This window comes from Streptomyces sp. GESEQ-4 (assembly GCF_017948455.1).
Taxonomy (GTDB): domain Bacteria; phylum Actinomycetota; class Actinomycetes; order Streptomycetales; family Streptomycetaceae; genus Streptomyces.
Genome location: NZ_JAFFSU010000011.1, coordinates 97,836 through 114,124, shown reverse-complemented (window position 1 = coordinate 114,124; position 16,289 = coordinate 97,836). Strand labels below are relative to the sequence as shown.

The following is a 16,289-nucleotide window of genomic DNA, read 5'->3' as shown; positions in this document are numbered from 1 at the left end:
TCCCGGGAACGGGGCCCATGTGCCTGGGGGTGTTCTGACAGTCCGAGTACGGCTATTCCGTCTTGATCGCGTTGAGCATGTTGAGCCTCGCGGCGTTGCGGGCCGGCCACAGCGCGGCCAGGACGCCCACCAGTGCGGCCAGCACCAGGAAGATCCCGATCCGGTCCCAGGGCAGGACCAGCGCGTAGCCCGGGATCTCGCTCTTGATGGTCTCGCCGATCGCCCAGCCGAGGAACGAGCCGAGACCGATGCCGACCACCGCGCCGAACACCGAGATGACCACGGCCTCAAGGCGGACCATCCGCTTCACCCGGCGCCGGTCGAGACCGATCGCCCGCAGCATGCCGATCTCCTGCTGCCGTTCGAAGACCGACATCGCGAGGGTGTTGACGACGCCCAGCACGGCGATGATCAGGGCCATCGCGAGCAGGCCGTACATGATGTTCAGCATCGTGTTGATGGCGCCGCCGAACTCGTTGCGGATGTCCTGCTTGTCCATGACCGTGATCGCGGGGTTGTCGCCCAGCGCGTCGATGAGGACCTTCTCGTTCGCAGCGGTCTGGCCGCCGTCGACCTTCACGAAGATCTGCGGGATGTACGGCCTCACCTCGTGCGGGTTCACGACCTTGGTGTCGATGAGCACGGGGGAGAGGAACTCGCTGTCCTTGTAGACGGCGCCCACCGTCAGCGTGGCCTTCGACTCGTCGGTGAAGGTGACGTCGACCTTGTCGCCGGTCCTCCAGCCCTTGCTCTTGGCCGTCTTCTCCGCGACCGCGATCTGGCCCTTGGCGAGCGAGTCGATGTCGCCGGTGACGACGTCGACGTTCAGGACGTGCTGGATGGCGCCCGGTGTCACCGCCGAAGTGGACACCCAGTCCCCGCCGGCGACCTCGAGGCCGACATCCTGCTGCGGCGAGACCGCGGTGACGCCCTTGGCCTTCTCCAGCGCCGTCAGCGCGGACTGGTCGAGGTCCCCGCCGTTCGCCATCGAGACCATGTAGTCGGCCTTGATGTTGTCCGTGGTCATCTTGTCGATGGCCGTGCCGACCGTGATACCGAGCACCGACAGGCCGGTCACCAGCGTCAGTCCGATGGCCAGCGCGGAGGCGGTGGCGCCGGTGCGGCGCGGGTTGCGGACCGCGTTCTGGCCGGCCAGCTTGCCGGCCACCCCGAACGGGCCGACCAGCAGCGGACGGACGAGCGCGATCACGGGCCGGGACAGCAGCGGGATCAGGATGATCACACCGACCAGCGCGAAGAACGCGCCCACCGCGATGTACATCCGGCCGTCGCTGCCGCCGGTCGAGGCACCCGCCACGATCGCGGCCGCGCCGAGGCCGGTGATGGCCGTACCGATGGAGTTGCGCACCACCAGCGACTTGGTGGTCGCCACCGCGTGGACGCTGCTCATGGCCGCCACCGGCGGGATCTTCGCGGCCCGGCGGCCGGGCAGCCAGGCGGCGAACATCGTGATCAGCACACCGACACCGATCGCGGCGATCACCGGCGTGGCGGACAGGATCAGCGGGCCGTCCGGAGTCTTCATCTCGAACGCGGCCATTCCGGACCGCAGAACGACCGCGAGACCGACGCCCAGGCCGAAGCCGATCACCGAGGCGATCAGGCCCACCACCGCGGCCTCGGCGAGCACCGAGCGGGTGATCTGCTTGCGGGACGCGCCGACGGCGCGCATCAGGGCGATCTCCTTCGTGCGCTGGGCGACCAGCATCGTGAAGGTGTTGGAGATCAGGAAGATCCCGACGAAGAGCGCGATGCCCGCGAAGCCGAGCAGGATCTGCTTGAGCGAGCCCAGTCCCTGCTCGATGTCCTTGGCCTGCTGGTCCGCGAGCGCCTGGCCGGTCTGCGCCTCGGCCGTGTCGGACAGCAGCGGCTTGACCGCGGTCAGGATCTTCGCATCGTTCGCACCGGGGGCGGCGGTGACGATGGCACTCTCGAAGTAGCCCGGCTTGAGGTACTGCTTCTGGGCGACGGCGGTGTCGAAGAGGACGAGGCTTCCGCCGGCGTTCACCGCCCCGTCCTCGGTGGTGAACACACCGCTGAGGGTGAACTCCTGTACCGGCCCGTTGGTGGCGACCCGGACCCGGTCGCCGACCTGGTACTCGCCCTTGGCCGCGGACTCCTTGTCCAGGGCGATCTGACCGTCCTTCACCGGGCCGGAGCCGTCGGTGAACGTGTAGGCGGGGTCCTTGCCGTCCTTGCCGGGGGCGAAGTTGGAGCCCTTGTTGGACCAGCCGACGCCGATCAGCTTCCCGTCGGGGTCGGCGACCCCGGCGAAGCCGTCGACGCGGCCGGACACGGTGGCGACGCCGTCCACCGCGGAGATCTTGTCGAGGGTCTTCCGGGAGAGGCCGGGCTCTTCCTTGGGGTCGTCCGAGTTGGCGTACGAGGTGATGGAGACGGCGACGTCGTCGTAGCTCTTCGCCGACTGGTTGCGGAAGGCGTTGGAGAGGGTGTCGGCGAAGACCAGGGTGCCGGAGACGAACGCGACGCCGAGCATGACGGCGAGCACGGTCATCAACAGCCGGGCCTTGTGCGCGAGTACGTTGCGCAGGGCGGTGCGGAACATCAGCTGGTGCGGCCCTTCGCGTCGAACTGCTTCATGAAGTCGAGCACGCTGTCCGCGGTCGGCCGGTACATCTCGTCGACGATCCGGCCGTCGGCGAGGAAGACCACGCGGTCCGCGTACGCGGCGGCCACCGGGTCGTGCGTGACCATCACGACCGTCTGCCCCAACTCCCGTACGGAGTTGCGCAGAAAGCCCAGCACCTCGGCGCCGGAGCGCGAGTCGAGGTTCCCGGTCGGCTCGTCGCCGAAGATGATCTCGGGCCGGGAGGCGAGCGCGCGGGCGACCGCGACGCGCTGCTGCTGGCCGCCGGAGAGCTGGGTGGGGCGGTGGCTCAGCCGGTCCCGCAGACCCACCATCTCGATCACGTTGTTCAGCCACTGCTTGTCCGGCTTGCGGCCGGCGATGTCCATGGGCAGCGTGATGTTCTCCAGCGCCGTCAGCGTCGGCAGCAGGTTGAACGCCTGGAAGATGAAGCCGATCTTGTCCCGGCGCAGCTTCGTCAGCTGCTTGTCCTTCAGGGAGCCCAGCTCGGTCTCACCGATGCGCACGGAACCGGAGGAGAAGGTGTCCAGGCCCGCCACGCAGTGCATCAGCGTGGACTTGCCGGACCCGGACGGGCCCATGATCGCGGTGAGCTCGGCCTGGCGGAACTCGATGGAGACCCGGTCGAGGGCGACCACCTGGGTCTCGCCCTGTCCGTAGATCTTCGACAGATCCGTGGCGCGCGCGGCCACGGCGGTGGCGCGGCCGGCGATGGATGCGGTGGTCACGAGTAGGCACTCCTGAGGACGACGGTGATGTTCTGGGGACGTCATCCATCGTCCCGGCCGTCCCTCGCCTTGTAGTCACCCGCTGTTCTGGTTCCGGGGGGCGACTTCGGTCGGACCGCGGGCAGTTGTGTCATACCTGGGGATGACGCTCGACCTGTCAAGAACAGGTGGAGCCCCCTCGTTCGGACGGTGAAATTCCGTCATTCCGTATACGCCGCCCGGTGCCGCACGAAAGGCTGGTGGCAAGTGCGGATGGCCCGTTCCAAGTGCTGATGCACCCTCAGGCGTCAATAAAATAAGACAACATCGGTTCGCCCGTCCGCTGTTCGAGGGATGCGCCCCGATAGGCTCGGAACCTCGATGCGGAGCCCATGGCCTGCCCGGATGGTGGAATGCAGACACGGCGAGCTTAAACCTCGCTGCCCCTCGCGGGCGTACCGGTTCAAGTCCGGTTCCGGGCACCTTCCGACCTCCGCGCGGCCGCCTTCGCGGCCGCTTCTTGACTTCGTGCCTGCGCCGTCGGAGACTCGCGTTCAGAAAATGGTGAATAAAAATTCACTACGCGAACACTCACCATGTGAACGGAGCGATCGATGCGCACGACCGTCGGCATCATCGGAGCCGGCCCCGCCGGGCTCCTCCTCGCCCGGCTGCTCCACAACGCCGGGATCGACTCGGTCGTCCTGGAGAGCCGCGACCGTGCCTACGTGGAGCAGCGGCAGCGCGCCGGGATCCTGGAGCAGGGCACGGTGGACGTGCTGCGCGCGGCCGGGGCCGGGGAGCGGATGGACCGGGAGGGGCTGCGGCACGACGGTATCGAGCTGCGCTTCGACCGCAGGCGCCACCGCGTCGACTTCCCGGAGCTGACCGGCGGCCGGTCCGTGATGGTGTACGCGCAGACCGAGGTCTGCAAGGACCTCATCGCCCTCCAGCTCAAGGAGGGCGGCCCGCTGCTGTTCGACGCCGAGGCGCTGGCCGTCGAGGGCGCGGAGACCGGCAGCCCGCGGGTGCGCTTCCGGCACGAGGGGCGTGAGGACGTCCTGGAGTGTGAGTACGTCGTCGGCTGCGACGGCTTCTGGGGAGTGGCCCGGCAGGCGATCCCCGCCGAACTCACCCGCACGTTCGAACGGACGTACCCGTTCGGCTGGCTCGGCATCCTCGCCGACGTACCGCCCTCCCACGACGAGCTGGTCTACGCCCGCCACGACCGCGGCTTCGCCCTCCTGTCCATGCGCTCCCCGTCCGTGTCCCGGCTCTACCTCCAGGTGCCGGAAGGCACCGACGCGCAGGAGTGGTCCGACGAGGCGATCTGGGACGAACTGGAGCGGCGCTTCGAGACCGCCGACGACTGGCGGCTGGAGCGCGGGCCGATCACCCAGAAGTCGGTCACGCCCATGCGGTCGTACGTCCATGAACCCATGCGGCACGGGCGGCTCTTCCTCGCCGGGGACGCCGCGCACATCGTGCCGCCCACCGGGGCGAAGGGGCTGAACCTGGCTGTCGGGGACGTCGTCACCTTCGCGCGGGCACTGTCGTACGAGAGGGAGACCGGTTCGGCGGAGCGGCTCGACGCCTATTCGGAGACCTGTCTGCGGCGGGTGTGGCAGGCCGAGCGGTTCTCCTACGACATGACGACCCTGCTGCACCGCACCCCCGACGCCTCCGCCTTCGAGGACCGGCTCCAGCTGGCCCGGCTGGAGCGGATCGCGGCGTCCCGGGCGGCCGAGACGGACCTCGCCGAGGGGTACACGGGCTTTCCGTTCGAGTGAAGTGCGGGGGAGGGGTGGGGAGGTCAATGTCGCAGGTTGGTCATGAGTGCGGCCCTCCCGTGCCGGGAATCAAGCGCCCGCGTAGCGTGTTGCGCAGCACGACGAGGGAAAGATCCTCCCCAAGCACTAGGGTCAATCCTTTGCCTACCTATTACTCTTGAGCCAAGGCAGCCACACAGGGTGGCCATGGAGGAGTGAAATGAGGAGCAGCAACCCGGTCTTCTCGCGACGGGGGTTCAGCCGCGACAACGGCCACGCGGGCTTCAACACCGCGCCGCAGGCCGGGGGCGCAGCTGTGGGCACGCAGGGCAGCCCGTACGCGCAGCCGCAGGCCGGCAACCCGTACGCGCAGAACCCCTACGCGCAGAACCCGTACGCCCAGCAGGACCTGCAGCAGGGCGCTCCGCCGCAGGCCCCGGTCACCACCGGCCGCATGACGATCGACGACGTCATCATGCGCACCGGTACCACGCTCGGCGTTCTGATCGTCACGGCCGCGCTCGCCTGGGCGCTGCTGCCGGTCGACGACGCGAACATCAGCCGGTCGTACGGCATCGGCATCGGTGCCGCGCTGATCGGCATGGTCCTGGCCCTGGTCCAGTCCTTCAAGCGCAAGGCCTCGCCTGCGCTGATCCTGGCGTACGCGGCGTTCGAGGGTGTCTTCCTCGGCGTCCTGTCCAACATCGTCGACAACCGCATCGCCGACGGGGCGGCCATGCAGGCCGTGCTCGGCACGATGGCGGTCTTCGCCGGTGTGCTGGTGGCGTACAAGGCGGGCTGGATCCGCGTCAACCGCCGGTTCTACGGCTTCGTGATGGCGGCCGCGCTCGGCTTCATCCTGCTGATGGTCGTCAACATGCTGTTCGCCGTCTTCGGCGGCGGCGACGGCCTCGGATTCCGCAGCGGCCCGCTCGGCATCATCTTCGGTGTCGTCGGCATCCTGCTCGGCGCGTGCTTCCTCGCCCTGGACTTCAAGCAGGTCGAGGACGGCATCGCGTACGGCGCGCCGCGTGAGGAGGCGTGGCTGGCGGCCTTCGGCCTCACGCTGACGCTGGTCTGGATCTACATGGAGTTCCTGCGGATCATCGCGATCCTCAACAGTTCCGACTGAGGCAGCGATGAGCTGCGTCTGATCTGAGTCGGTCGTGCGGAAGGGCCCCGGGTTCGCTCGGGGCCCTTCTCCGTTTGTGCGCGCCTAGAAGAACTTGCGCGCGGCCCTCCTCAGGTCGTACTCGTGAATGATCGCCTTCGCGTGGCCGTACGCGAGGTTGTGTTCGTGCCGGAGCCAGCTGACCTTCTCCTCGAAGCGGAAGAGGGCGGGGCCTTCGTCGACGGTGCGGAGCCAGTCGGAGACTTCACGACCGGTGCAGTGGGGGATACGGGCGAGCATGTTGCGGTGGGTCTCCTCAGAGAGGACGTGGGACATCGGCGCCTCCGGACGCATGGGATGTAAGCCGGTCCTTCAGGTCACCGTGCCTGAGCGTTCGCGTGTTGGCAACAGTGCGGGGGGACTGCGTAGGCTCGGTGCGTGGTTGATACGACGCCGTTGACTCGAGCTGTGGATCACTTTGCCGATCGGTTGCGGGCGGCTCCGCAAAGCCGCTTGCAGCGGGGCGCTGCCGCTGAGGCTTTGGGGTTGGCCAGGGAGTTGGCCCGGCGGGCCCAGCTGGTGGAGGCGCCTGAGGTCGAGCCTCGGGAGATGCCGGATGCGGGGATGTTCGCTGCTGCTGATCAAATCACCGTTGCTGTGCATGACTTGGCTCTCGTACTTCAGAGCGAGGGGGAAGTCGAGGAGGCTGTGCAGATGGTGGTTGATGCGCAGAAGAGGGCGGGGGTCTAGGGCGCGTTGGCGTCTGCGGGTGCGTTGTGGCTTGTCGCGCAGTTCCCCGCGCCCCTTAGGGACATGCAGTTCCCCGGCGTCTGAAGGCTAGAGCGACGCTATGACCCTGTCCGCCAAGATGTAGACCGTCTCTTCGCCGCACTCGAACGTCAGCGTGTACGCACCTGAGATGCCTGAGCCGCCCAGGAGGGTGGGGGTTTTGCCCTGGGTGAGGGCTGTTGCGAGGCGTTCTGCGGTTTCTCGGTGGCCGGGGGTCATGCAGAGGGTGGTGCCGTCGGCGAAGACGTAGACGTCGAGGGTGCCGAGGGGGCCGGGGCGGACGTCGGTGAGTTCTACGCGGTCGGCGGCGAGTTCTTCGAGGGTGGCTACGGTGCGCTCGTGGTCGCCCACGACCGGTGACTGGACGGGGACGAAGTCCGGGTGGGAGGGGTGGCGGCGGCGGGCCGCGGCCAACTCGGGGGAGTCTGAGGCGTACTCGTCGGTGTCCGTGCCCGGCTCGCTGACCGGCTCGAGCGGTTCCAGGCCCGCGAAGTCGCTCTGGCGGGGCAGGAACAGCTCGCTGTCGGTGAGACCCAGCAGGGTCGGCGCGTCGGTGTCACGGGCCTCCTGGGCGGCCCAGAAGGCGCGCGCCTCGGCCAGCTCGCGCTCGCGCTCCTCGGCGAGGGCCTCGGCCACGGCGGCGCGTATCTCATCGACGTCGGCGGAGGGGCGTGCGGCGGGCACGCGCGGGCGTGCGGTGGTGCGGCTCTCGGCCAGCTCGGTGTGCAGGGCCGCGACCTGCCGGCGCAGCACCACGAGGGTGCGCAGGACGGCGACGCCCACGGCGCCTGTGGCGGCCGTGGTGAGCAGCAAGGCGATCGGCATGGCGCTCACTGACGTACTCCCGGTTCAAAGTCGACCCCCGACTTCCTACATCAGCTTGAAGGGAGGACTATCCCGCTGTCAGTGCGTAACGTCACGAATGGGACAGGTCTTTGGGCCTGGTGTTTGGTCGTGAAACGGCTCTGAGCTGCGTAAATCCCTCTCACGAGGGAGATAGGTCACATCCTGGGGGAGATTGGATCACAAAACGGCCCAGAACCTTGGAGTTTCACGGGTTCTGGGCCGAAGACTCACGCTGGGTCGCGAGTTGACTACCTAGAGGTTCAGCTCAGGCGCTCGATGACCATGGCCATGCCCTGGCCGCCGCCGACGCACATCGTCTCCAGGCCGAACTGCTTGTCGTGGAACTGGAGGGAGTTGATGAGCGTGGTGGTGATGCGGGCGCCGGTCATGCCGAAGGGGTGGCCCACGGCGATGGCGCCGCCGTTGACGTTCAGCTTGTCGAGGTCGATGCCCAGGTCGCGGTAGGAGGGGATCACCTGTGCGGCGAACGCCTCGTTGATCTCGGCCAGGTCGATGTCGTCGATCGTCAGGCCGGCGCGCTGGAGGGCCTGCTTGCTGGCCTCCACCGGGCCGAGGCCCATGATCTCGGGGGACAGGCCCGAGACGCCGGTGGAGACGATGCGGGCGAGGGGCGTGAGGCCGAGCTCGCGGGCCTTGGTGTCGGACATGATCACGACCGCGGCGGCGCCGTCGTTCAGGGGGCAGCAGTTGCCGGCGGTGACCAGGCCGTCGGGGCGGAAGACCGGCTTCAGGCCTGCCACGCCCTCCATGGTGACGCCGGGGCGGGGGCCGTCGTCCTTGCTGATGACGGTGCCGTCGGGGAGGGTGACCGGGGTGATCTCGCGCTCCCAGAAGCCGTTCTTGATGGCTTCCTCGGCGAGGTTCTGCGAGCGGACGCCGAACTCGTCCATGTCCTGGCGGGTGATGCCCTTCGCCCGGGCGAGGTTCTCGGCGGTCTGGCCCATGGCGATGTACGGGTCGGGGAGGAGGCCGTCCTCCCGCGGGTCGTGCCAGGTGGAGCCCTCGGACTCGGCCACGGCGGCGGTGCGGGCCTCGGCGTCGGCGAACAGCGGGTTGCGTGCGCCGGGCATGTCGGAGGAGCCGTTGGCGTAGCGGGACACCATCTCGACGCCGGCCGAGATGAAGACGTCGCCCTCGCCGGCCTTGATGGCGTGCAGGGCCATGCGGCTCGTCTGGAGGGACGAGGAGCAGTAGCGGGTGATCGTGCAGCCGGGGAGGTGGTCCATGCCCATCTGTACGGCGACGATGCGGCCGAGGTTGTGGCCCTGCTCGCCGCCGGGGAGGCCGCAGCCGAGCATCAGGTCGTCGATGTCCCTGGGGTCGAGCTCGGGAATCTTGGCGAGGGCCGCCTGGATGATCGTGGCGGTCAGGTCGTCCGGGCGCAGGTCCTTGAGGGAGCCCTTGCCGGCGCGGCCGATGGGGGAGCGGGCGGTCGAGACGATCACGGCTTCGGGCATCACGGCTCCATTGGCGTACGGGCGGATATCGGGCTGGGCTGGTTGGGAAGTTACCCGTACGTATGGAGTCGGTCACGTGTGTGGCGGTGTGACACTGACCGCAGTTTTCTAAGCGCTTGCTTTTTGGGTGGTGCTACGACGGTTGCGGCGCCGGGTCCGTGACCGTCACCCGGCGGCGCCGCCTCCGCTTCAGCAGTGCCCACGGCCCCCGCGGTCCCGTCGGCATCGCTGCCGTGACCTCCGTGCCGGCCTCCGAGGCGGCCTCGGCCGCGGCGCGGGCCACCGGGAGGAAGCCCTCGCGGCGGGAGGCGTCGGGGCGCTCCTCCTCCGCCGGCCAGAGGCCGAGGGAGGCGCAGACCGTGGGAAGGACGGCCATGGCGGCGGTGGCGTAACCCTCCGCCGAGGGGTGGTAGTGGTCGGGGCCGAAGAGTTCCCGCGGATTCGCCGCGAACTCGGGGCCCAGCAGGTCGCCCAGCGACACCGTCCGCCCGCCCTGCTCGACCGTGCCGATCGTCTGGGCCGCCGCCAATTGGCGGGACGCCCGGCGGGCCAGCCAGCGCAACGGCTGCTGGACCGGCTCGATCGTGCCGAGGTCGGGGCAGGTGCCGACGACCACCTCCGCGCCCGCGGTGCGCAGCCGCCGTACCGCCGCCGAGAGATGACGCACCGAGCGCGTCGGCGGCATCCGGTTCGTCACGTCGTTCGCGCCGATCATGATCACGCAGACGTCGGGCGCGAGCGCCGGGTCCGAAAGAAGCAACGACACCTGGCGGTCCAGGTCGTCCGAGCAGGCCCCCGGCAGCGCCACGTTCCGCAGCTCCACGGGCCGTTCCGCCACCGCCGCGAGCCCGGAGGCGAGCAGCGCGCCCGGTGTCTGGCCGGCCCGGCGGACACCCTGGCCGGAGGCCGTGGAGTCGCCCAGCATCGCCAGCCGCAGGGGCGGGGACTCAGGGGTGGTGCAGGCGTCGCCGTACCGGCCGTCCGCGTTCGGCGGGTGGGGTGACGTGCCGTTGCTCACATGGCGCTTGGCCAGCTGCACCTCCGCCAGCAGCAGCCCCACGGCCGCGGCGCCGGCCAGGCCGATCCCGCCGCCCCCGTACGCCGCGCCGGCCGCGATCCGTCGGGCCACCCGCGCCCTCGACATGCTCGTCATACGTAGCCGCCACCTCCTCATTGCCGTACATCCACTGCTTGCCCCGTACTGGGCGTCGCCCAATCTCAACGGCGAGTGAACGACCGCTACGGTGAAGCCGAAGGTCATAGGCTGGCGGAACCAGTCACGACCACTTCTTTTGCAAGCATCCGGAGACAACGGTGCAATTCCACGACTCGATGATCAGCCTCGTCGGCAACACCCCGCTGGTGAGGCTCAACAACGTCACCAAGGGCATCAGGGCCACCGTCCTGGCCAAGGTGGAGTACTTCAACCCGGGCGGCTCGGTGAAGGACCGCATCGCGCTGCGCATGATCGAGGCCGCGGAGAAGACCGGGGAGCTGCGGCCCGGCGGCACGATCGTCGAGCCGACCAGCGGCAACACCGGTGTGGGGCTGGCCATCGTGGCCCAGCAGAAGGGGTACAAGTGCATCTTCGTGTGCCCCGACAAGGTGAGCACCGACAAGATCAATGTGCTGCGCGCGTACGGCGCCGAGGTGGTCGTATGCCCCACCGCCGTCGACCCCGAGCACCCCGACTCGTACTACAACGTCTCCGACCGCCTCGTACGCGAGACGCCCGGCGCATGGAAGCCCGACCAGTACTCCAACCCCCACAACCCCCTCTCGCACTATCACTCCACCGGCCCCGAGCTGTGGGAGCAGACGGAGGGACGGATCACGCACTTCGTCACCGGGGTCGGGACCGGGGGCACCATCTCGGGTACGGGGCGGTATCTGAAGGACGCGAGTGACGGCAAGGTCCAGGTCATCGGCGCCGACCCCGAGGGCTCCGTGTACTCCGGCGGGTCCGGGCGGCCGTATCTCGTCGAGGGCGTCGGGGAGGACTTCTGGCCCACCGCGTACGACCGGACGGTCGCCGACGAGATCGTGGCGGTCTCCGACAAGGACTCCTTCCAGATGACCCGGCGGCTGGCCAAGGAGGAGGGGCTGCTGGTCGGCGGTTCCTGCGGCATGGCCGTCGTCGCGGCACTGCGGGTCGCCGAGCGGCTCGGGCCGGACGATGTCGTCGTCGTCCTGCTGCCCGACAGCGGGCGCGGATACCTCAGCAAGATCTTCAACGACGAGTGGATGGCCGACTACGGCTTCCTGGAGGACGCCGGCCCCAGCGCCCGCGTCGCCGACGTGCTCGACGACAAGGAGCACGGCGCCATCCCCCACCTCGTCCATATGCACCCGGACGAAACGGTCGGCCAGGCCATCGAGGTGCTGCGCGAGTACGGCGTCTCGCAGATGCCGATCGTGAAGCCGGGCGCCGGGCACCCGGACGTGATGGCCGCCGAGGTGATCGGTTCCGTGGTCGAACGGGAGCTGCTCGACGCGCTGTTCACCAAGACGGCCTCGCTGGAGGACCCGCTCGAGAAGCACATGTCCCCGCCGCTCCCGCAGGTCGGCTCCGGCGAGCCCGTCGCCGACCTGATGTCCGTGTTGGGCAAGGCGGACGCGGCGATCGTCCTGGTCGAGGGCAAGCCGACCGGCGTGATCGGCCGACAGGACCTGCTGGCCTTCCTCGCCAAGGGCGGGAAGTAGCGGGAAACGTCCGGTGAACGGGCCGTGGACGCGGGGAACTTGTGGTGATCGACGGGCTTCGTGGACTTCGCGGAAGTGGTACGAGCGCGTCACGTCCGCGCAGCACCCGCTTAACACGGGTCCGGCACATTAGTGGGTGTCGGCAGGGCGGGAGCGGCTCCCCGCCCCGGCCGACGCCGAACGGCGTCAAGGACCTCCGGAGCGGCTCCCGGACCTCCATGGACGCCTAGGACGCGCAAGCCCGGCCTGGCCCGGCCCGCGTCCCTCGCGGGGACCGCCGTCGTCCCGCCCCCCGTCAACGGGGGTGCGGCGGTCCCCGCGATAGCTTTTTCAGCGGGCGTCCGTGCTCGCCCGACTCCCCAGCACCGCCGGCCGGCCAACGTGGAGACCGGTCACCCTTCCCAGTCGCTGTCCCGGGAGGACTTGCGCCGGTGGAACAGGCCGGGGTTGTTGCGGGCGGCCTGGACCACGTTGACGCCGACGATGCCCGCCCAGGCGGCGAGCAGGCCCGGCAGACCCGCGACGCCGCCGCCGATCCCGGACAGCGGGACCGCGAGGACCAGCGAGACGATCCCGAAGCCCCAGCGTTCGCCGAAGGTGTCGGAGTCGTTGGCCTTCGGCGACCGTGAGTCGCGGGCCACCACCATCTGCTGTTCGGCGAGCTGCCGGCGCACCCGGCGCTCCACCGCGCCGTCGATGCGCTGGTCGACCTTCTCCAGGAACGAGTCGACCAGCGCGGACTCGTACTCCTCGCCCAGTTCCCTGCGAGCCTGCAGGGTGGCGTTGAGTTCCTTCTTGACCTCGGCGTCCCGCGCGTCCATTCCCGTCATGCGCTCCACGGTAGGCAGCGCGGACGGGGGTCGCACTGGGGTTAGCCCCCCTGTTCGTCCTCGGGCTACTTGGTGAGGCCGTGCTGCTCGGCGTAGTCGTTCGCCACGTCCTCCGGGTCCTTCTTGTCCTTGTCGACCTGGCGGTTCAGCTCGGTGAGCTGGGCCGTGGTGAGGACGTTGCCGAGCTGTGCGAGCGCCTTGCGGACGGTGGAGTCGGCCTTGCGGTCGGCGATGAGGGGGACGATGTGCTGGCCGGGGATGAGGTTCTTGGGGTCGGTGAGGACCACCCAGTCGTTGGCCACGATGTCGGTGTCGGTGGTGAAGAGGTTGGCCACGTCCACGTCGCCCTTCTTGAGGGCGCCCTTGACCAGCGGACCGGAGGAGTCCAGCGACTTGAACTCCTTGAACTCCACCCCGTACACCTCCTTCAGGCCTACGACACCCACCTCGCGCTTCTTCACCTCGGGCGCCGCGCCGATCACCAGCTTGCCGTTCTGCTTCTTCAGGTCGGCGAGGGAGGTCAGGCCGTACTTCTTCGCGGTCTCCTGGGTGACCGCGAAGGCGTCGGAGTCCTCGGCCTTGCCGTAGGGCAGGACCTGGAGGCCGGCGGGGAGGGCCATGGCGAGGGCGTTCTGCATCTCGCCCTCCTCCGTCGCCGTCGACTTGGTGTCGAGGTAGTGCAGCAGGGCGCCCTGGTACTCAGGGAGGAGGTCGATGTCCCCGCCCTTGAGCGCGGGGATGAGGATCTCGCGGGTGCCGAGGTTGGGGCGGACGGTCGTCTTGACGCCGGCCGATTCCAGCACGGCCGCGTAGAGGTAGCCCAGCACCTGGTTCTCGGTGAAGTTGGCGGTGCCGATGGTGATGCCGCTCTTGCTGGAGCCGCCGCCACCGCTGGTGGTGCCCCCGCCGTCGAGGGAGGTGACGCCGCTGGAGCAGGCGGACAGGGCGGTGACGGAGCCTGCTGCGAACAGGCCGCCGAGGAGCGTACGACGATTCATGGCGGGTTCCCTAGGCGGTGCGGTGGCGGAAGAGGAAGCGCTGCAGCCCACTCAGCAGCAGGTCGAGGGCGATGGCGATCACGGCGACCAGCACCGCGCCGCCCATCACCTGCACGAGGTCGCGCTGGGCGAGGCCGTCGAAGACGTAGCGGCCCAGGCCGCCGAAGGAGACGTAGGCGGCGATGGTGGCCGTGGCGACGACCTGGATCAGCGCCAGACGCAGGCCGGTCATGATCAGGGGGAGGGCGAGGGGGAGTTCCACCTGGAAGAGGACCTGGTGGGCGCGCATGCCCTGGCCGCGCGCCGCGTCCTTCACGTCCGGGTCCACGGCCGTCATGCCCGCGTAGGTGTTGGTGACGATCGCGGGGACCGCGAGGGCGACCAGGGCGACGTACACCGGGGTCATGGACAGGCCGCTGGCGAGGAAGACCAGCACGACCAGGCCGACGGTGGGCAGGGCGCGGCCGAAGGACGCGAGGTTGATCGCGACGAAGGCGCCCTTGCCGGTGTGGCCGATCAGCAGGCCGAGGGGAAGGCCGATCGCGGCCGCGATGAGGGTCGCGAGCAGCGAGTACTGGAGGTGCTCGGCGAGGCGGTGGGCGATGCCGTCGGAGCCCTGCCACTGCGCGCCGCTGGTCAGCCAGCTGCCGAGGTTCTTGAAGAGTTCGTACATCAGGCTCGCCGCCTCTTCCACGGGGTGAGGGCGTACTGGAGGGCGACCAGGAGCGCGTCCGCGACGACGGCGAGCAGCAGCGTGAGGACCACTCCTACGATCACCGGCGTCGGGAAGTTGCGCTGGAAGCCGTCCGTGAACAGCTGGCCGAGGCCGCCGTCGCCGATGTAGGTCGCGACGGAGACCAGGGAGATGGACATGACGGTCGCGATCCGTACGCCCGCCATGATCACGGGGAGGGCGAGGGGGAGTTCGACCGTGAGGAGCGTGCGCAACGGGCGCGTGCCCATCGCCTTCGCCGCCTCCTTCGTCTTCGCGGGGACGGAGTCGAGGCCCTCGACCGTGTTCCGCAGCAGCACGACCAGCGTGTAGACCGTCAGGCCGATGACGGTCGTCGTACGGGTCAGTCCGCTGACCGGGAGCAGCAGCACGAAGATCGCGATCGACGGGATCGTGAACAGCATGTTCGAGAAGCCGAGCAGGAAGCCGCGGAGGGGGCGGATCCGGTGGGCCACGACCGCGAGGGGGAGCGAGATCAGCAGGCCGAAGAAGACCGCGGACAGGGCCGCCTGGAGGTGGGAGACGGTGAGGGTGGTCAGGTCGTCGGTGTGGTCGGATATCCACGACCAGTCGATGGTCATGCGGCCACTCGCGCTTCGCTGTGCGCGTTGCCCGCGTGCTCGTGGATGTCGTCGCGGGACGAGACGCCGGTGAGGACGCCGTCGGCGTCGACGCGGGCGATCAGGCCGGTGGGGGAGGCGACGGACTCGTTGAGCGCGGACAGCAGGGAGTCGGTGTCCCCCAGCGGTCGTACGGGGATCCGGTCGCCCTTGTCCGATTTCGACGCCCAGTGAAGGGGCTTGCGCGCCTCGTCGAGTACGAGGGTCCAGTCGCCGCCCTCCGGCGCTGGGCCCTGCGGGACCTCGGCGAGGGTCTTCAGGGAGAGCAGCTTCAGGCCGCGCTCGGCGCCGAGGAAGTCGGCCACGAAGTCGTCGGCGGGCCGGGCGAGCAGCTCGGCGGGGGTGGCGCACTGCACGAGGTGGCCGCCGGTGCGGAAGATCGCGATCTGGTCGCCGAGGCGGACAGCCTCGTCGACGTCGTGGGTGACGAAGACGATGGTCTTGTTCAACTCCTGCTGGAGGCGCACGAGTTCGTCCTGGAGCTGGGTGCGGACGACCGGGTCGACCGCGCCGAACGGCTCGTCCATCAGCAGGACGGGCGGGTCGGCGGCGAGCGCGCGGGCCACGCCGACGCGCTGCTGCTGGCCGCCGGAGAGCTGGTGCGGGTACCGCTTGCCGGTGTCGGCGCCGAGACCGACGGTCTCCAGCAGCTCGGCCGCGCGGGAGCGTGCCTTGCGGCGGCCCCAGCCGAGCAGGAGCGGCACGGTGGCGATGTTGTCGAGCACCGTGCGGTGCGGGAAGAGCCCGGCCTGCTGGATGACGTACCCGATGGAGCGGCGCAGTTCCGCCGCGTCCTGCCGGGTGACGTCCTTGCCGCCGACCTGGATGGTGCCGGAGGTCGGGTCGACCATCCGGTTGATCATCCTGAGGGTGGTCGTCTTCCCGCAACCGGAGGATCCGACCAGCACGGTGACGCCGCCCTCCGGCATCTCCAGGGAGAGGTCGTCGACTGCTGTCGTGCCGTTCGGGAAGCGCTTGTGGACCGCGTCGAACTGGATCATGATGTGTCCCTTGCCCGGCTGTATAACGTCATGCAGAGTTCTTGGTGTCTGAATAGGTTGTCAATGCTCGGGCGT

General features: G+C 69.3%; 15 protein-coding genes and 1 tRNA gene. 5 read left to right on the top strand and 11 right to left on the bottom strand.

Features of this window, described 5'->3' with window-relative positions:
• Window positions 1-52: 52 nt before the first annotated feature.
• The gene (locus tag KCH48_RS22135; RefSeq protein ID WP_210576411.1) at window positions 53-2,587 is read right to left on the bottom strand and encodes an ABC transporter permease; all 2,535 of its coding nucleotides are present in this window, start codon (window positions 2,585-2,587) and stop codon (window positions 53-55) included.
• Window positions 2,587-3,357 (bottom strand): ABC transporter ATP-binding protein, encoded by a 771-nt coding sequence (locus KCH48_RS22130; RefSeq protein ID WP_210576410.1) that lies wholly within the window; start codon window positions 3,355-3,357, stop codon window positions 2,587-2,589. Before KCH48_RS22130 ends, KCH48_RS22135 begins: the two co-directional genes overlap by 1 nt.
• A 378-nt stretch (window positions 3,358-3,735) precedes the next feature.
• Between KCH48_RS22130 and KCH48_RS22125 the strand changes: the two genes are divergently transcribed.
• The 3 genes from KCH48_RS22125 (at window position 3,736) to KCH48_RS22115 (ending at window position 6,237) form a co-directional block, all read left to right on the top strand.
• Window positions 3,736-3,818 (top strand) — tRNA-Leu (locus KCH48_RS22125).
• 132 nt (window positions 3,819-3,950) lie between these two features.
• The gene (locus KCH48_RS22120) at window positions 3,951-5,126 is read left to right on the top strand and encodes a 4-hydroxybenzoate 3-monooxygenase (protein WP_210576409.1); all 1,176 of its coding nucleotides are present in this window, start codon (window positions 3,951-3,953) and stop codon (window positions 5,124-5,126) included.
• A gap of 199 nt (window positions 5,127-5,325) precedes the next feature.
• On the top strand, window positions 5,326-6,237 hold the full coding sequence (locus KCH48_RS22115) for a Bax inhibitor-1/YccA family protein (RefSeq protein WP_210576408.1): 912 nt from the start codon (window positions 5,326-5,328) through the stop codon (window positions 6,235-6,237).
• Between the two features lie 84 nt (window positions 6,238-6,321).
• Here KCH48_RS22115 and KCH48_RS22110 read toward each other — a convergent pair whose 3' ends face one another.
• A complete protein-coding gene (locus tag KCH48_RS22110) occupies window positions 6,322-6,552 on the bottom strand; it encodes a DUF4287 domain-containing protein (RefSeq protein ID WP_210576407.1) in 231 nt (76 codons plus the stop codon).
• Between the two features lie 102 nt (window positions 6,553-6,654).
• Between KCH48_RS22110 and KCH48_RS42325 the strand changes: the two genes are divergently transcribed.
• Complete coding sequence (locus KCH48_RS42325) at window positions 6,655-6,966, top strand: hypothetical protein (protein WP_307840913.1); 312 nt, start codon at window positions 6,655-6,657, stop codon at window positions 6,964-6,966.
• Between the two features lie 87 nt (window positions 6,967-7,053).
• Here the strand turns inward: KCH48_RS42325 and KCH48_RS22105 are convergent, their stop codons facing one another.
• The 3 genes from KCH48_RS22105 to KCH48_RS22095 form a co-directional block, all read right to left on the bottom strand.
• Window positions 7,054-7,830: a hypothetical protein gene (locus KCH48_RS22105; RefSeq protein ID WP_210576568.1), complete on the bottom strand. Its 777-nt coding sequence runs from the start codon at window positions 7,828-7,830 to the stop codon at window positions 7,054-7,056.
• 281 nt (window positions 7,831-8,111) lie between these two features.
• The gene (locus KCH48_RS22100; protein ID WP_210576406.1) at window positions 8,112-9,329 is read right to left on the bottom strand and encodes an acetyl-CoA C-acetyltransferase; all 1,218 of its coding nucleotides are present in this window, start codon (window positions 9,327-9,329) and stop codon (window positions 8,112-8,114) included.
• 133 nt (window positions 9,330-9,462) lie between these two features.
• Window positions 9,463-10,482 carry an SGNH/GDSL hydrolase family protein gene (locus KCH48_RS22095; protein WP_210576405.1) on the bottom strand — a complete coding sequence of 340 codons (1,020 nt, stop codon included), beginning with the start codon at window positions 10,480-10,482 and terminating at the stop codon, window positions 9,463-9,465.
• Between the two features lie 161 nt (window positions 10,483-10,643).
• Here KCH48_RS22095 and KCH48_RS22090 point away from each other — a divergent pair, with 161 nt between their 5' ends.
• Complete coding sequence (locus tag KCH48_RS22090; RefSeq protein ID WP_210576404.1) at window positions 10,644-12,032, top strand: cystathionine beta-synthase; 1,389 nt, start codon at window positions 10,644-10,646, stop codon at window positions 12,030-12,032.
• A 392-nt stretch (window positions 12,033-12,424) separates the two neighbouring features.
• Here the strand turns inward: KCH48_RS22090 and KCH48_RS22085 are convergent, their stop codons facing one another.
• The 5 genes from KCH48_RS22085 to KCH48_RS22065 form a co-directional block, all read right to left on the bottom strand.
• Window positions 12,425-12,853, bottom strand: a complete 429-nt coding sequence (locus KCH48_RS22085; RefSeq protein ID WP_210576567.1) for a hypothetical protein — start codon at window positions 12,851-12,853, stop codon at window positions 12,425-12,427.
• Between the two features lie 74 nt (window positions 12,854-12,927).
• Complete coding sequence (locus tag KCH48_RS22080) at window positions 12,928-13,860, bottom strand: ABC transporter substrate-binding protein (protein ID WP_210576403.1); 933 nt, start codon at window positions 13,858-13,860, stop codon at window positions 12,928-12,930.
• A 10-nt stretch (window positions 13,861-13,870) separates the two neighbouring features.
• Window positions 13,871-14,533: an ABC transporter permease gene (locus tag KCH48_RS22075; protein ID WP_210576566.1), complete on the bottom strand. Its 663-nt coding sequence runs from the start codon at window positions 14,531-14,533 to the stop codon at window positions 13,871-13,873.
• Window positions 14,533-15,174 carry an ABC transporter permease gene (locus tag KCH48_RS22070; protein ID WP_210576402.1) on the bottom strand — a complete coding sequence of 214 codons (642 nt, stop codon included), beginning with the start codon at window positions 15,172-15,174 and terminating at the stop codon, window positions 14,533-14,535. The genes KCH48_RS22075 and KCH48_RS22070 overlap by 1 nt, the downstream gene beginning before the upstream one ends.
• The gene (locus KCH48_RS22065; protein ID WP_210576401.1) at window positions 15,171-16,214 is read right to left on the bottom strand and encodes an ABC transporter ATP-binding protein; all 1,044 of its coding nucleotides are present in this window, start codon (window positions 16,212-16,214) and stop codon (window positions 15,171-15,173) included. The genes KCH48_RS22070 and KCH48_RS22065 overlap by 4 nt, the downstream gene beginning before the upstream one ends.
• Window positions 16,215-16,289 lie beyond the last annotated feature (75 nt).

Coding starts and splice junctions, on each gene's coding strand:
- KCH48_RS22135 (WP_210576411.1), bottom strand. CDS start 2,587: ATGTTCCGCACCGCCCTGCGCAACGTACTCGCGCACAAGGCCCGGCTG.
- KCH48_RS22120 (WP_210576409.1), top strand. CDS start 3,951: ATGCGCACGACCGTCGGCATCATCGGAGCCGGCCCCGCCGGGCTCCTC.
- KCH48_RS22115 (WP_210576408.1), top strand. CDS start 5,326: ATGAGGAGCAGCAACCCGGTCTTCTCGCGACGGGGGTTCAGCCGCGAC.
- KCH48_RS22110 (WP_210576407.1), bottom strand. CDS start 6,552: ATGTCCCACGTCCTCTCTGAGGAGACCCACCGCAACATGCTCGCCCGT.
- KCH48_RS22105 (WP_210576568.1), bottom strand. CDS start 7,830: ATGCCGATCGCCTTGCTGCTCACCACGGCCGCCACAGGCGCCGTGGGC.
- KCH48_RS22100 (WP_210576406.1), bottom strand. CDS start 9,329: ATGCCCGAAGCCGTGATCGTCTCGACCGCCCGCTCCCCCATCGGCCGC.
- KCH48_RS22095 (WP_210576405.1), bottom strand. CDS start 10,482: ATGACGAGCATGTCGAGGGCGCGGGTGGCCCGACGGATCGCGGCCGGC.
- KCH48_RS22085 (WP_210576567.1), bottom strand. CDS start 12,853: ATGGACGCGCGGGACGCCGAGGTCAAGAAGGAACTCAACGCCACCCTG.
- KCH48_RS22080 (WP_210576403.1), bottom strand. CDS start 13,860: ATGAATCGTCGTACGCTCCTCGGCGGCCTGTTCGCAGCAGGCTCCGTC.
- KCH48_RS22075 (WP_210576566.1), bottom strand. CDS start 14,533: ATGTACGAACTCTTCAAGAACCTCGGCAGCTGGCTGACCAGCGGCGCG.
- KCH48_RS22070 (WP_210576402.1), bottom strand. CDS start 15,174: ATGACCATCGACTGGTCGTGGATATCCGACCACACCGACGACCTGACC.
- KCH48_RS22065 (WP_210576401.1), bottom strand. CDS start 16,214: ATGATCCAGTTCGACGCGGTCCACAAGCGCTTCCCGAACGGCACGACA.